This is a genomic window from Micromonospora wenchangensis (genome assembly GCF_002210435.1).
Classification (GTDB): Bacteria; Actinomycetota; Actinomycetes; order Mycobacteriales; family Micromonosporaceae; genus Micromonospora; species Micromonospora wenchangensis.
Genome location: NZ_MZMV01000057.1, coordinates 1 through 15055, shown reverse-complemented (window position 1 = coordinate 15055; position 15055 = coordinate 1). Strand labels below are relative to the sequence as shown.

Sequence of the window (15055 nt, the reverse complement as noted above, 5' to 3'; positions counted from 1 at the left end):
GCAAGGGAGGGCCGTTGTGCCTGCTCGCGCCAGGGATGCCAACCCGAATCTCGCGCTCTACAACCTTCGTGATGCTGCCGGCGAGACCCAACAGGACGTGGCGAACGGGCTGAACCACCTCGGGACGGCGCGGGGCAAGCGACTGGCCGTCACCGCCAACCAGGTAAGCCGGTGGGAGCGGGGTATCACCTTCCCGTCGGCGCTGTACCGACAGCTCCTTGCCGAGCACTTCGGCGTGTCCGTGCAGGATCTCGGCCTTACCCGGCAGCGCGTCACGCCGCAGCAACGCGACAGTCCTGAGAACGACTCCGGAGGTTTCGCGATCTACCAGGATTCCGAGTCTCACCCGCAAGCCGAAGAGAGCCAGCAGGAATGGCGGGCCGTCCGGCGGAAGCTGAACACCCACCGGGTACAGCTCGCCAGGGAAGCGGCCCGCCTCTATGACGCGAAGGATCGAGTAGGCGACACCGGTCTCATCGCGCCGCCGGAATGGCTGCCGTCGACCCCGATGGAGTTGACGCAGTTCGGCATCGGACTCGCACCCGAAGGAACCGCGCCGATCGTCACCGGAACCGAGGACGCATCGGCCGGCGTACGGCCGTTGGCGTCGGACGGGCGGCGGCACCAGCGCTACAGTCTCGCGCTGCGCGACGTCGAGCAACCCCGGCTGCTGGAGAACCGGCTCGCGTGGCACCTCGCGGGGGTCGACTGGAGTCAGCCGGACCGGGCGCTCACGTTCACCACCGGCACGTACTTCGGTGGCGTCGACGTCTCGGAAGCGCTCGCGCACGAGATGGCGATGTACCACGTTGCCGGCGATGGGAGCGGCATCCTGCCGGCGTCCTGGCGCAACCTCGGCTTCCGGCGACTCGTCGGCGACCCGTTCACGCCCAGCCGCCGGGCCACGGCACCGTCAACCGACACGCTCACCCTGCGTGTCGACGACGACGGGGTCTCCTTCGTGCTGCACATGCGTGCGGCCGGCAACGTGGCCGTAGCCGGGGGAATGCTGCACATCATGCCGGCGGGAGTCTTCCAACCGTCGAGCGTGCTGCCGGCCGCTCAGGCGGCCGACTTCGACCTGTGGCGCAACATGATGCGCGAGTACAGCGAGGAATTCCTCGGCAGCGCGGAGCACGGCGGCGACGGGGAGCCAGCGGACTACACCGCCGAACCGTTGGCGTCCTTCGACCGCGCCCTGGCCGCCGGTGGGATACGGGTCTTCTGTCTCGGTGTCGCACTCGACGCGCTCACCCTGTGGGGCGAGATTCTGACCGTGGCCGTGTTCGACGGCCCGACCTATGACCGCCTGTTCGCCAACATGGTCAGCGCCAACGCCGAGGGGACAGTGGTCAAGACCGGGCGGGTACGGCCCACCTCGGCGCTGCCGTTCACCCGGCACACCATCGACGAACTGACCGCCAGCGGGCGACTCGCCCCGGCGGCGGCCGGCTGCATCCAACTCGCGTGGGAACACCGCCGCACGATCCTGGGGAGAGGCTGACGTGCACGTACTGGTAACCGGTGGCCTGGGATTCCTCGGCCATGCCGTCACCCGCGAACTACTCGCCACCGGCCACCGGGTCACCGTCATGACCCGGGGCCGCAGTGACCGCACCCCACCCCCTGGTGCCGAGCTGGTGACGGGAGACATCCGCGACCGCGACCGCGTCGCCGACATCGTCCAGCAAGGCAGGTACGGCGGCGTCGTGCACCTCGCCGCGCTCACGAGCGGGCGGGACTCGTTTGCCGACCCGCTGAGCTACTTTGACGTCAACGCGACCGGCACCCTGAACCTACTCATGGCCCTGGACGCTGCGCGGACGACCACCGGGCCGGCCTCGCTGGTCTTCGCCTCCACCAACATCGTGTACGGATCACAGCACCACGGCGCACTCTCCGAAGACCTCGACCCACATCCCGAAAGCCCTTACGCGGCATCCAAAGTCGCTGCCGAGCAGATGGTCGCGGCCTTCGCAGAGACTGGAGCGATCGGTGCGATCACCGTGCGGCCCTTCAATGTTGCCGGAGCGGTCGACGGCGTCACCGATACCGACCGCGCCCGGATCATCCCCAACGTCTTCCGCGCGATCACTGGCGAACTCGACTATGTGACTTTGAACGGAGACGGTTCGGCAATACGAGACTTTGTTCACGTCGCTGATGTAGCCAGCGCTGTAGGGCTCGCTCTAGCCGCATGCACCCCAGGGACCTTCCAAACCATAAACCTAGGCTCAGGCATCGGAACAAGCATGGCCAGCGTGGTAGCCACGACTGAGCAGGTCACAGGTCACCCGGTTGTCGTCCATCGTCAGCCTCCAAGAGCAGAACCACCCAACCTGATTGCGGACATCGGTCGCGCCCAAAAAACCTTCGGCTGGGCACCAGCAAAGTCAGAACTAACCGCCATCATCACGGACGCATGGGAGGCATGGCTAAGGAGCGCGTCCGGCTCCTTAGCCAGCACCCTTCCGACACTACCTCTGTAGGTACCAAACTGCTCTGCGCACTGCGGGCTGGGCGCGGTGAATTGCGGACCCAGCCCGTGAGGGCAAGCAGGACTTGTCATTCCGCTCGGGCAATCCGAGCAAGATCAGGCTAGGGCGACAGGTTCGTGCGTGCAGTAGGACTCCCAACCTGCCCTGCCCTGAAGCTGGGACGCTCCAAAATTGGATCGTCGGCTGAGGGTGTGGTTTCTCGGTCACCTTGCACCAGCAAGGTCAGCTAGCATTGCTTATGTCGGCGGTTTAGTAGTTGTAGTAACGTATCCGCCCTCCGACCTTTTTGAATTCCTCGATACCGCTGACATCTTGATCTCGCCTAATCTCCACTAACAGGCGCCGCTTGCTCTGATCACCCAAATGGCGAAGATCAATGCCATCCACATTAGCTATTGACAGAACTTTCAGTGACGGCAAGTTTGCAAGCGGAGAAAGGTCAGTAGCCTCCTTGCAGGAATCCAGCGAAAGGTGTTCGAGGTACCGCATATGAGCAAGAAGTGAAGTCTGCGAGAATTTTGTCCCACCCAGGTAGAGAACACTCAGTCCGGAGAAATCTCTCAGTGCTTCGAACTCCTCCCGTGGTAGTGATTTGCACGTCGTCAGAAACAGCATTCTAAGTTTCGGAACCTCTGCCGGAAGTGGGATGTCTACCAGGTTCGTGCACCCATTGAGTTCAAGTCTCATGAGCCTTGGCAAGCCCGTGAGGTTCCGAGTCGTCGTAAGTGAGTCACAGTAGGAGAGATCGAGGGCTGAAAGATGCTCAGCGCCACTGAGCCCGGCAGCGTGTACGAGTTCCTCGCAGAACGACGCAAAAACGGTTGATAGCTTTTGCAGCCGACCAAGGGGCGACAGTGACGTTACGCTAGTGTTGCTGATAATGAGAGTCCCAAGGGCCTCCCAGCCTTTCGTGAAGGCAAGGTCTCGCAGACCGGCGCAGTGAGAAAAGTCTGCGTAATCCAGCTCACTCTTCCCCTCAAGCGGAGTCCAGTCCTCGATCTCGGAACAACTTCTGAGAGCTAGCCAATGCAGCCGCCCCATCTCGGAAATTGGACTAATATCTCGCACCTGAGAACCTGAAGCATCCAGCAGCCACATGTTACGAGCTCCAGCGACCGGCCTCAAGTCGGAGACAAGTGGGCAGCGCTCAAGGTCGAGGTGCTGAAGGTCGATCGATTCAGACAGGAAGGAAAGATCCGATATCTCTGAGCTGCCCCGCGCGTCGAAGTAGTTTAGCTGAGGATAGCTCCGTATCAGGTCAAGGTTAACCGCTAGGCCACGAATCGTTACCTCCAGCGAACGCATTTTCTTTAGTGCGTGAAGGTGGGGAAGTAGCGACGGATCCGAGATGGCAATATGGCCGTCTATTAACGGAGCATTCTGAAGGACCTGTTCGCCGTATTCGGCCGGCATGTCATGTAGCGACCATGATCGGATAAGCTCTCGCTGGACCGTTTTTCTTGGATCGCTGCTAAACGCCCTCAATACTGGGAGTGAGACCTCTCCGCCAATTAAGCAGGCGGCACGGACACAGGCAGCTGACTCCTGAGCCTTAGCCCTTGTGTACTCCCGTAGCCTCGCCAGGGCCAACTCGCCGGCCGAGGCAAGCTCTTTTGCCTCTGTAACGTTACTCGGAGGAAGAAGCGCATTCAGGCAGTCGCTGATGTCTGCGACGAGGTCGGGTGGTACCTCCCGAGCGGTTTCCAGACAAGCAACGGCGAGAAGATAGAACGTATGCTGGTTCTCCGGATCGTTAGCGCCTCTCCGTAGCAGGCCGCGCAAGAGATCCGCCTTCTGTCGGCTATGACAGGTGCCGGCCGTGAGGACAACAACTTCCCGCCAGTTATCCTCGGCAGCACGAGTAAGGAGCATTGGGATATTCCCTAGTTCCGACACCTCGACAGCAGCCAGATATTCCTGGAAGGTGCGGTGAATAAAGTCGATTCGCCCTTGAACCGGCTCACGCAATAAGCCGCTCCGGACAAGCAAATACTTCAGTACTCTTTTGGGGCCGGCCATGACACCTGGCATCGAGAGAAGGCGGTGCTCGAACCTTTGGAGCACCATGTCATAATCGGCATCCGACTGCTCATTAAGGACAAGCCAGTAAGCGAGTTCTCGAAGCAAGATTAGCTTTTCGGGAAGCGAAAGCACGGGGTCATGCGAAATATCTATCTCCCGCTCCAGGTCGCGTCGCTCTAAAAGCATTTCTAATGCTATGCGATAGAGTTCGACTCGGTCCTTTGGTAGCTGCGTCCGCCTGTCACGGTTGAGCGCACAAAGCATGGCACAAAGAAGTGGAGTAGTTGCAAGGCTGCGAATCTGACGGTTGCTCGAAATTGTTTCTGTCAGAGTAGCCTGGTATCTCACGAGCTGAGCTAACTGCTCATCTTCCGAGGAGTTACGCGCTGCCGCTTGGTGCCAGTGGGACACGAATTGTTGGATATCAGCCATGGTCATAGGCTGAAGGTCGAGAGTGTCGAAAAGTTCACCTTCTAGCCAGTCGGCAGTTACGGCGGCGGGGCGACTTGTTACTACATACCTGCAGTCAGGGTAAGCAGCGAGGAGGTCTTCGAGCCAACGACGAACTCTTGCACGATCCGCTTCGGCTACCTCGTCTACGCCATCAATGAGTAATACGGCCCGGCCTTCGATGAGCTGCTCAAGAACCCACCCCTCGGGGACTCGGCCGGAAATGCCTGGGCCAGCGAAGCTCAAGAAGTCGGACGGGCTTGGCAGGGCACCCTTGCCGAAGCGACGCAGTTGAAGAAAGAATGGAACGGTTCCATTCCAATCTTCCATGGCGCCCTCGAACTCGCTCCGGGCGCTGTTCACGGCGATCCACTGCATTAGAGTCGTCTTGCCCGATCCTGCTGCCCCCCGCACAAAGACCCGTGAGCTGGGGCCAATCGCATCGTCAATCCGTAGGCTCAGACCGTCGTCGGCTACTTTTATTCCGGCGGCTGATGCCTTGCCTTCACCATTGAAGTGAACGTCCCTGCTTCTACCTCGCACGCTAAGCGTAATGTAGGCGACGCTTAGGGCATATCTACTACTAAATTCCGATACGGACAAACCGAAGAGTTCAAGTCGATCGAGTCGTCGGGCGATGTATCGCCTGTAATGGGTCTCAAACTCCGCAACAACCGCAGCCGCTCTTTCGGCTGCGGCCCCAGGATCGGGGAGCTTTTCGTATATCTCCCGCACCATATCAATGAGAGTGGTTTCGCGACGTAGGATCTCCAGGGAAGCGGCTGCAGAGAACGCGGGAAGAGCTGTCACAACCTCGACGATGTAGCTGCACGACTCGGAGATGAGAAGGCTATATAGCCTGCATCCTGTCTCGGACAGCCCGCTTTTTGCAGTGCGGCCTCCGTCGACCTGCATCAGCTCTTCTTTGAGGCGTGCCGGATCGAAGTCGAGAGCAGTTAGGTCGATTACTGCAAGACCAACCTGAAGAGTCTCGCCGGCTGCAAGGACGGCGGAAGCTTGTTCGCCTTGCTCCAATGATCTGAACTCAGTCTCAATGAGCTGTGCGAGCTTTTCGGCCGAAGTTTCTGCAACAAGCTGCATCTGGCGTTCTATGCGCCGACGTTGGAAGAAGTCCGGCACCTTGGGTGTAATGACATCTACTAGACCGCTGGAGAGCTCTTTAGTTAGGCCGTCGCCCAGCCATGTGCCGATAATCCATTTGGCTACTGATGAACCTACTGTGGTTGCGAGGGTCTCCATGACGGGCATCATGCTTTTATACCGTTTCCAACGATCCCAGTCTAGACAGCGAATGGCCATGGGACGCTACTCGCTGTCCGGTATCAGTCAGCAATTGGCATCCCTGCTTAGGCTGGCCGGCGGCTACCGCTGCCGGGTGGGCATGTCAGCCATCGCTGAGCCAAATGCCTGCCCCGCCTCGCGTTTGACCAGTTCAGCGGCGGGATGCGGCCGGAAAGGGTATATCCCTCCGGAGGCGGGGGCGCAAGCTCGCATCGCGTCGCGGGCACCACAGGCCGGCATGGTCTCAGTTGTGGTCTCATTCAGGGAGGTACATCGGGGTTTACCTGAGCACGGACAGTGCCCCGATCACAGCTCACGTACGGTCTTGACCCATCTCGGACGGGTGATCGCAGACCTCGAAAGCGTGTGAGGGTTTACGCCCTCCGCGGGTTCAAATCCCGCCGCCACCGCTCGTGAACAGCGAGAACGCCCGGTCGATCCGCGAGGATCGCACCGGGCGTTCCGCGTTTGCCGGGCCGGGCCGGCCCCTGGTCGGGGCCGGCCCGCGACCGGGTCAGGAGGTGCCGGCGTTCCGGTGGCTCAGCCGGTAGGTGGCGGTGTTGCCGTCGGTGTCCAGCAGCACGGTGACCGGGCCGGGAGGCAGCGCGCAGGTGACGGTGCCCTGGGCGGCACGGTCCGTCCCGCACGTCGACCGGCCCGCCCCGTCGAAGACGGTCAGCCGGGCCCGGCCGGTGCCGGCGGTGCGCGCCCAGGTGAGGGTCTGCCGGGCGGCGTGCTGGTCGGCCGGGACGGTGAAGCAGGCCGCGAGGCGGTCCGGGCCGGTGGTCACGGTGGTGTCCGTGGTGTCCCGGGGCAGCGTCGGGCAGGCCGGCGCGTCGGTCCGGGCGAAGCCCACCGTGTACGCCAGCTGCGTCACCCAGGTCTGCCCGGTGAGCAGCGCCGAGTGCGGTGCCGGGCCGTCCAGTTCGCAGCCGTGCCAGGTGTACCACCAGAGGCTGCACTCCGACTCGCCGTCCGCGTCCACGATGTCGACGTTCAACGCGGCGTCGACAGGCAGCAGCGCGGCGATCGACGCCCCGGACGGGGTGGGCAGGACCAGGCAGTCGATCTGGCCGGAGGTGTCGATCCGGCCCCGGTGCGGCGCGTCGGCCCAGCCGGCGTCGGAGACGGGTGTGCACCCGGTCGGCCGCAGCGGCAGCAGGGACACCGCGAACTCGGTGGTGCTGGTGGCGTCCACGCTGGCCAGCAGGGTGTGCCGGCCGGCGGGCAGCGGGCAGCGGACCTGGGCGCAGACCGTCCGGCCTGCGGTGTCGAGGACCCGGGCGAACGTGGTCACGTTGTCGCCGTGCAGGGCGGTCACCCGGTAGACCCCGGCGGCCGGGACGTCCAGGATCCGGCACGCGACCGGGGCCGGGGCACCGGCGGGCGCGGCGCCGTAGCTGCCGGGCCGGACCGTGGGGCAGCCCACCGGGTCGGAGATCCGCCGGATACCCAACGGGTACGTCTCGACGCTGTTCCCGCTCCACTCCCGGTAAGAGATCACCCGGTAGTCGCCGTCGGCCGGGAGCACGCAGCCGACCTCGTCGGACGACTCGGTGCAGATCCGGTTGCCACCCGTGTCCTGGGTCCAGCGTGCACCGGACACGATGACCCGTTCACCGGCCCGGCCGGTGAACGGCTGGCAGTTGGTCTGCACCCGGGCGACCTGGCTCACCTGGAGGGCCGGTTGGTCCCAGGGGGTGTAGCCGGTGGCCGGTGCGCACCCGTCGGCCCGGTCGAGCGGGTTCAACGCCACCTCGTACCGGTGGGTCCGGTCGGCGTAGCGGGGGCTGCTGACCAGCAGGGTGTACCGGCCGGCGGCCGGCACGGCACAGACCGGGATGCCCTCCCGGGCGCAGACCTCAGCGCCCGTGGCGTCCAGCACCTGCCAGTCGAAGCTGGTGGCGTCGAGGCTGACGGCGCGGACGAGCAGCGGCCGGGCCGCGTCGGTGCTGAAGATGTGGCAGGTCGTCTCGCCGGCCGGGGTCGCACCGCTGTTCACGGCGCTGCCCGGGTCGCCGTACGGGGCGAGCGGCAGGTTCTGGCAGCCCGCCGGGTCGGACAGTCGCCGCGCCTTGACCAGGTGGGTGCCCTCCTTGCCGTACTGTTCCCAGCTCAGCAGCCGGTAGGGGCCCGGCCGGTCGAGCCGGCAGTCACCGCCGCCGTAGCTCAACTCGCAGAGCGTCAGCCGCTGCCCGTCGAGGATCAGCCCCCGGATGTCGCGCGGACCGCCCGGGTCGGCGAACCGCAGCAGCGCGCCGCGCGGCTGGTCGAACAGGTGACACCGGGCGGCCGCCCCGGCCGGCAGCGTCACGGTGCTGCCCGGTGACCCGAAGTCGAACAGGTCCACCGGCAACTGCCCGCAGCTCGACGGGGTACGCGTCGACTCGGCCGCGATCGTGTAGTCGCCCCGCCCGGTCGGGTACGGCAGTTGCAGGGTGATCCGGTACGCCCCGGCGGCACCGACCCGACAGCGGTTCGCGTCCACGCCGAGCCGGCAGAGTTCCCGGCCGGTGGCATCGGTGACCCGGCCGCCGACGGAGTCCCGCCCGGTGCCCCGACCGAGCTGGATCAGCAGCAGGTCGTCGTCGGCGGTGGTGGTGACGGTCCATACGTCCTGCGCCTGGTCGACGATCGCGGTGCAGGTGACGACCGTGCCGAGGGTCAGACCGCCGCTGCAACGGGAGCGGGGCGGCTTGGGCTGCCGGATGATGGTGGTGGAGCGGGTACGTGGCTGTTCGGTGCTCAGCCCGGCGGCCTGCGCACCGGGGGCCGGGGTTGTCGCCAGGTGCGGCGGGGTCTGCTCCGCTGCGGGGACCGGCACGTCGCGGGCCGGTGTGTTCCGGCCGGATGCGGCGGCCGGCGTCTCCCGGGCCGTGGCGGGCGGTGACGGAAGGTCCGATGTGGCGGGTGCCGGCGAGTGGGTCGCCCCGCTGCCGGACGAACCGACCGCCGCAGCCGGGGCCGGTGCCCCGCCCGTGGCGATCGGGCCGGCGGCCAGGGTCGAGACGAGCAGGGTGACGAGCGTGAGGCGCGGCAGTGACTTCCCGGCCCGGATTACCGGGCGGGACATGACGGTGCGTGACATCTATCCCCCGTGACATGCCACGCCGACTGCGTGGCCAGGAGATGTTCTCATCGGGACCGGTCACGGACAATACGTCGTGGTCGGAGTTCAGCAGGGGCCGTAGCCCTCGTCGAAGAGGCGGCGGGCCCAGTCGGCGTACCCGGCGATGATCTCCCGGACGGCGGTGCCGTCGTGCAGGAAGAGGTAACCCCGGTCGCCGTCGCGGGCCAACAGCCCGTCGAACCGGTACGTCCGCTGTGGAGCGTGCAGCCGGACCGCCGAAGGGTACCGGCTCAGCACCTCCTCGACGGGGGCGCCGACGGTGATCCCCTCCGGGGTGCTCATCGGATCGTCGAGCCAGAGCAGCACCAGCCGGTCGTCGACGAAGATCGGGCTGGCCGTGCCGTGCCCGGCCAGCGTCATGCCGCAGGTGTCGGCGTCGGCGCGCAGCACCCCGCGCCGGGTCAGCTCCGTCTCGCTGGCACCGAACTCGGCCCCGGCCAGGCCGTGCAGCCCGACCACCTGGCTGACGCCGATCGGCCGCGCCGGGATGTCGGGCCCCGACGGACGGGTGCCGCTGCCCGACGCCGAGGCAGCCACCAGTAACGCCGTAAGCACGGCAAATTGTCGCAATTTCATGGAATCCCCCAGTCCCCAACGGGACCGGGGCGTTCAGGTTGCTGGTCGGCCGCGAATTCCTGCTCTTCCCACTCCTCGGCCAGCTCGTCCCAGTAGTCGGCAGTTAGGCCGCGCCGGCCGTGGGTCAGCCAGCCGTCCGTGTTCCGCTCCAGGTGCAGGCCCAGCTCGGCGAACGGATCCAGCCACCGACCGGGCTCCACGCCGAGCCGGGCCAGCGCCGCGTTGATCGGCCACTCCCCGCGCGGCATGGTGAAGGCCGAGTCGAAGCGGGGACCCCAGCTCAACCGGCCGCCGAGCCACACCGCCGACGCCTGGTGGCCGATCCCACCGGCGAACTCCGCCTCCAGGTACGCCACCGGACCCCGCCGCGACCAGCGGTCCAGCAACCCGCCCAGGGCCGGTGAGAAGACCAGCTCGAACGGCTGCTCGGCGGTCGGCTCCTCGGGGTGGTAGTCCGGCAGCGCGCCGGTCAGCTCCTCGACCAACTGCGGGGTCACCGGCAGCAGCGCGAAATCCTGCCGCAGCGCCGCCAGCACCGCGTGATCCAGGTCGGCGGTCTGCTCGCGGAGCAGCTCGACATCCGCGACGACCGCGCTGAGCTGGTAACTCATCCCACCCCCCGCCGTCCACACCCTGTGGATAGCACATGTGTACGACGGTTTCAGGGCCGTCGCGAGTGCCCGCACCGTACCGGGGTTCGCGGTGGGAGGCATGCCGGTGTTGCTGCTGCCCTGCCCGACGGGCCGGGCGGCTACTCGTCGTCTTCCGCAGGTGGGCGGGGCGGGCGGTGGTGGCGTGCCCACTCGTCCACCTCGTCCGCGTCCCAGACCGTGGTGCCGATCAGGCGAGCGAGCGGTTCGGGGAAGCCGGGCCGGCGGGTGATCTGTAGAACCCGTTGCCGCGACACGTTGAACAGGGCGGCCAGTTCGCCCGGTCCGTACAAGCGCGGTCGCTTCACCGTTCGACCGTAAGCACGGCATTGGCTTGACTATCGCTCCTTGCTGATTGACAAGTGTATGCCAGGTGCGGTGAGGTAGAGATGGCCTCCGGCCCGGTGGAGGAGCCTCCCGGCGGGTCGGGGTGCCGCGAAGTTCGGACCCACCTCGGAGGCGACATGCAGAGACACGCGCCGCTCAGACCTCTCTGGATCTGCACCGCCGATGCGCTGCCCTGGCCCTGCGGGAGGGCTCGGCTCGACCTGGTCGCCGAGTACGCGGGGGAGCGGGTCAACCTCGCGGTCGACCTTGCCGAGTTGTTCCGCGAGGCAACGGCCGACCTCACCCGGATCTGCCCCGAGCCGCCCGACCCGATCGGCACGTACCAGCGCTTCCTGGGCTGGGTGAAGACGACCCCCAGGGCCTGACCCCTCCTGGCCGCCCTGTCCTGGCACAGCTTCGGGAAGCGACGAAAGGTCGGCTCTGGATCAGGGCCGGCCCTCGCGTTGGTGCTGCTCAGACGAGCGGAGGATGAACGGTATGCGTCCCGCGCATACGTCGTCAGTCGTGTTCGACGGCGATCTCCCGCAGCAGCCCGGCGAGCAGCTCCGGGTGGCAGAGCATCGGATGGTGCCCGGTGGCCAGCTCCACCGTCCGCCCCGCCCGTGCCGCCTGGGCGCGCTGCACCTCCGGCGGGGTGGCCTGGTCCCCGGCACAGACCACCCCCGTCGCCGGGATCGACCGCCAGCCCGCGTACCGGACCGGGGTGGTGAGCACGGCGGCGTCCTGCCGGACCAGCCGGGCCAGCGCACCCTCCACCGCCGCCGGGTCACAGTCGTGCAGGAACAGCGGCGGGACCAGCTCGGGCCGGGCCGCGAACGTGCCGTCGGGGAAGAACTCCAGATGGGGTGCGGGTCCGGCGGGGCCGAGATCGGCCAGCGACTCACCCACGTCGGGCAGGAACGAGCTGACGTAGACGAGATGCCGGACGTCCCCGGCGTCGGCCGCCGCAGTGGCGACCACCCCGCCGTAGGAATGGGCGACGAGGATCGTCGGGCCGCCGTCGCGCAGGACCCGACGGGTCTCCTCGACGTCGTCGTCCAGCCCTGCTGGCCGGCGGGCATCCGGCAGCTCACCGCAGCTCGGTAGCCGTACCGCGACGCTCGCCGTCCCGCCGGCCGCGAGCAGCGCGTCGACCCGGGACCACCACCACGCCCCGTCGCGTACGCACGCCCCGTGCACGAAGACGATCCGCATCGCTGCCTCCCTCGACCGGGCCGCTGTTGCGGAAGACCCTAGGGGCCGGCGCGGGTGCCCGAGTGCCCGTTCTGCCGTGGGCATAGCGCGGCGCGATCGCGGCCGGATGTCCGTGGAGACGACGGAGGGTCGGCTCCCGAACGGGGCCGACCCTCGACGTTGGTGCTGCTCAAGAGAGCGGAGGATACGAGATTCGAACTCGTGAGGGTTTTATCCCAACACGCTTTCCAAGCGTGCGCCCTAGGCCTCTAGGCGAATCCTCCGCGAGCCAGGATACAGGTCCCCGACGGCCGGGCCACCCCACCACCCCCCGAAGATCCACCCGGGGTCGGGTAGGGTGGGCGGTACCTCCCGTGCGGCGGTATCTCGTGAACCTCCCCAGGGCCGGAAGGCAGCAAGGATAAGCGAGCTCTGCCGGGTGCACGGGAGGCCTTTTTGTCTCTGCCCACCGGTACCGTACCTGCGGGTCGGGTCCCGGGGTGGTGGGTGGTCACCCGCGCCCGACCGGCGCAGAATGGCTCGGTCGAGAGGAGGCGGGGCGAGTGACGCTGGCGCTCTACCGCAAGTACCGGCCGCGCACCTTCGCCGAGGTCATCGGCCAGGAGCACGTCACCGAGCCGTTGTCGCAGGCGCTGCGCAGCGGTCGGCTCAACCACGCCTACCTGTTCTCCGGCCCCCGGGGCTGCGGCAAGACCTCCAGCGCCCGCATCCTGGCCCGTTCGCTCAACTGCGAGCAGGGCCCCACCCCGGAGCCGTGCGGGCAGTGCGACTCCTGCCGGTCGCTGGCCGTCGACGGCTCCGGCTCGATCGACGTCATCGAGATCGACGCGGCCAGCCACGGTGGCGTCGACGACGCTCGTGAGCTGCGCGAGAAGGCGTTCTTCGCGCCGGCCCGCAGCCGGTTCAAGATCTACGTCATCGACGAGGCGCACATGGTCTCGTCGGCCGGCTTCAACGCCCTGCTCAAGCTGGTCGAGGAGCCCCCGGAGTACGTCAAGTTCATCTTCGCCACCACCGAGCCGGAGAAGGTCCTCGGCACGATCAAGTCGCGGACCCACCACTACCCGTTCCGGCTGATCCCGCCGAAGGTGCTCCGGCCGTACCTGGAGCAGCTCACCCAGGCCGAGGGGGTGACCGTCGACCCGGCGGTCTTCCCGCTGGTGGTGCGCGCCGGTGGCGGCAGCGCCCGGGACAGCCTCTCCGTGCTCGACCAGCTCATCGCGGGCGCCGGCCCGGAGGGGGTCAGCTATCCCCGGGCCGCCGCGCTGCTCGGCGTCACCGACTCGGCGCTGATCGACGAGATGTGCGACGCGCTGGCCGCCGGGGACGGCGCGGCGGCGTACGCGACCGTCGACCGGGTGGCCGAGGCCGGCCACGACCCCCGTCGGTTCGCCTCCGACCTGTTGGAACGGCTGCGCGACCTGATCGTGCTCCAGCAGGTGCCGGACGCCGCCGGCAAGGGCCTGATCGACGGCCCGGCCGACCAGATCGAGCGGATGGCCGCCCAGGCGCAGCGGCTCGGCCCGGCCACCCTGTCCCGCTGCGCCGACATCGTGCACAACGGTCTGGTCGACATGCGCGGCACCACCGCTCCCCGGCTGCTGCTGGAGCTGATCTGCGCCCGGATGCTGCTGCCCGGCGTCGACGACTCCACAGGTGGCCTGCTCCAGCGTCTGGAACGGATGGAGCGTCGGCTCACCCTGGGTGCCGTCGACCTGCCGCCGGCCGCCGCCGGCTCCGCGCCTGCCCCCAACCCGACTGAGGTACGCCCCCAGCCCACTCCGGCCGTCGCCGACACCCCGGCGGAGCCCGCAGGCCCCACCGGGGCGGCTGCCGCGCGGGCCGCCGTGGCCGGAGCCCGATCCGCACCATCCTCGGCGGCACCCGCCGCGCCGTCGTCGGGTGGCCCACCGGTCGCCGACGCCGCTGCCGTACGCCGTCCGGTGCCGCCGTCGGCGGTGCTGCCCGATCCGGCGACGCCCGAGCCGCCCCGACCGGGCAGCGACCCGGTGGGCGCGCTCGACGCGGTGGCGGTCCGGCGGGCGTGGCCGGAGGTGGTCGGCAAGGTCAACCGGACGAACAAGCGGATCGCCGCCCTGATGCGGGACGCCGTGGTCCGGGACCTCGACGGGGACACGCTGGTCGTGACGGTGAAGTCGGTGGTGCTGGCCAAGATGATGGCCGACCACGCCCGGGTGCTCACCGACGCGCTCTACGAGGAGTTGGGCGGTCGCTGGCAGATCCGCTGCGAGGTGGCCGGCGAGCGGGGTGGGGCGACCCTCGGTGGTCCGTCGCGTCCGGCCCGCCCGTCCGCGCCTGTCGCCGACTCCCCGCCCGGCCCGTCCGACGGTGGCGTCACCCCCCAGCCGGTCCGTCCGTCCGCCGGCCCGGACGCCGGTCCCGGCCCGTCCGGCGTGCCCCGACCGGCCGCCGGCCCGCCGGCCCGGCCCGACGTCTCCCCACCCGCTGACGCGACCGGCGCGAACGGCGGGCCCTACGCGAACGGCGCGGCGGGCGGGGCCGGCCCGCACGGCGTGCCGGGTGTCGCCGGTGCCGGTCGCGCGAACGGTACCGGTGTGGTGGACGGCTCCGGCGCGGGCGGGGCGACCGCCGTCGCGGTGCGGGCCGGCGAGCCGCAGGCGCAGGGCGGCGGGACCAACCCGGCCGACGACGACTGGCCCGAGCCGGCCCGTCCCGGTGGCGAGGACGGATGGCCGGAGGCTGCCCGCCCCGGCGGCGCGGGCGATGCCGGCGAGTGGCCCGAGGCGGCCCGTCCGGGCGGCGCGGTGGCCACGGCGACGATGGCCGACGGTACGGCGCAGGCCGGGTCGGCGGGCGGATCTGCGGGCGCGCCGGCCGGACCGGGCACGGCCGGGGCGTCGGCG

10 protein-coding genes, 1 tRNA gene and 1 other RNA gene are annotated in these 15055 nt (G+C 67.9%); 5 read left to right on the top strand and 7 right to left on the bottom strand.

Annotation, left to right across the window (positions count from 1 at the left end; translation table 11 throughout):
- Window positions 1-16: 16 nt before the first annotated feature.
- Entirely contained in the window at window positions 17-1504 is a 1488-nt protein-coding gene (locus B5D80_RS25770; protein ID WP_144081761.1) for a helix-turn-helix domain-containing protein, read from the top strand.
- A gap of 1 nt (window position 1505) precedes the next feature.
- Window positions 1506-2489 carry an NAD-dependent epimerase/dehydratase family protein gene (locus B5D80_RS25765; RefSeq protein ID WP_088646536.1) on the top strand — a complete coding sequence of 328 codons (984 nt, stop codon included), beginning with the start codon at window positions 1506-1508 and terminating at the stop codon, window positions 2487-2489.
- 258 nt (window positions 2490-2747) lie between these two features.
- Here the strand turns inward: B5D80_RS25765 and B5D80_RS25760 are convergent, their stop codons facing one another.
- The 5 genes from B5D80_RS25760 to B5D80_RS25740 all read right to left on the bottom strand — a co-directional run bounded on the left by B5D80_RS25760 (window position 2748) and on the right by B5D80_RS25740 (window position 10936).
- A complete protein-coding gene (locus B5D80_RS25760) occupies window positions 2748-6230 on the bottom strand; it encodes an NACHT N-terminal Helical domain 1-containing protein (protein ID WP_158224238.1) in 3483 nt (1160 codons plus the stop codon).
- A gap of 556 nt (window positions 6231-6786) precedes the next feature.
- Complete coding sequence (locus tag B5D80_RS25755; protein WP_144081760.1) at window positions 6787-9360, bottom strand: RAD23 family protein; 2574 nt, start codon at window positions 9358-9360, stop codon at window positions 6787-6789.
- 87 nt (window positions 9361-9447) lie between these two features.
- The gene (locus B5D80_RS25750; protein WP_425437259.1) at window positions 9448-9942 is read right to left on the bottom strand and encodes a hypothetical protein; all 495 of its coding nucleotides are present in this window, start codon (window positions 9940-9942) and stop codon (window positions 9448-9450) included.
- Window positions 9943-9974: 32 nt separating this feature from the next.
- Window positions 9975-10589, bottom strand: a complete 615-nt coding sequence (locus tag B5D80_RS25745) for a hypothetical protein (protein WP_088646532.1) — start codon at window positions 10587-10589, stop codon at window positions 9975-9977.
- A gap of 140 nt (window positions 10590-10729) precedes the next feature.
- Window positions 10730-10936 carry a helix-turn-helix transcriptional regulator gene (locus tag B5D80_RS25740; protein ID WP_088646531.1) on the bottom strand — a complete coding sequence of 69 codons (207 nt, stop codon included), beginning with the start codon at window positions 10934-10936 and terminating at the stop codon, window positions 10730-10732.
- A gap of 156 nt (window positions 10937-11092) precedes the next feature.
- Here B5D80_RS25740 and B5D80_RS25735 point away from each other — a divergent pair, with 156 nt between their 5' ends.
- The gene (locus tag B5D80_RS25735) at window positions 11093-11341 is read left to right on the top strand and encodes a flavin reductase (RefSeq protein WP_088646565.1); all 249 of its coding nucleotides are present in this window, start codon (window positions 11093-11095) and stop codon (window positions 11339-11341) included.
- Between the two features lie 133 nt (window positions 11342-11474).
- On the opposite strand, the gene B5D80_RS25730 is transcribed toward B5D80_RS25735, so the two are convergent.
- Both B5D80_RS25730 and B5D80_RS25725 read right to left on the bottom strand, forming a co-directional pair.
- Window positions 11475-12170, bottom strand: coding sequence for an alpha/beta hydrolase (locus B5D80_RS25730; protein WP_088646530.1), 696 nt, complete (start codon window positions 12168-12170; stop codon window positions 11475-11477).
- A gap of 178 nt (window positions 12171-12348) precedes the next feature.
- Window positions 12349-12433, bottom strand: a tRNA-Ser gene (locus B5D80_RS25725).
- Window positions 12434-12515: 82 nt separating this feature from the next.
- On the opposite strand from B5D80_RS25725, the gene ffs reads away from it, so the two are divergent.
- Window positions 12516-12605, top strand: an RNA gene (gene ffs / locus B5D80_RS25720) — signal recognition particle sRNA small type.
- 107 nt (window positions 12606-12712) lie between these two features.
- Window positions 12713-15055: DNA polymerase III subunit gamma and tau (locus tag B5D80_RS25715; RefSeq protein ID WP_144081759.1), on the top strand; the 2343-nt coding region annotated here is incomplete at its 3' end.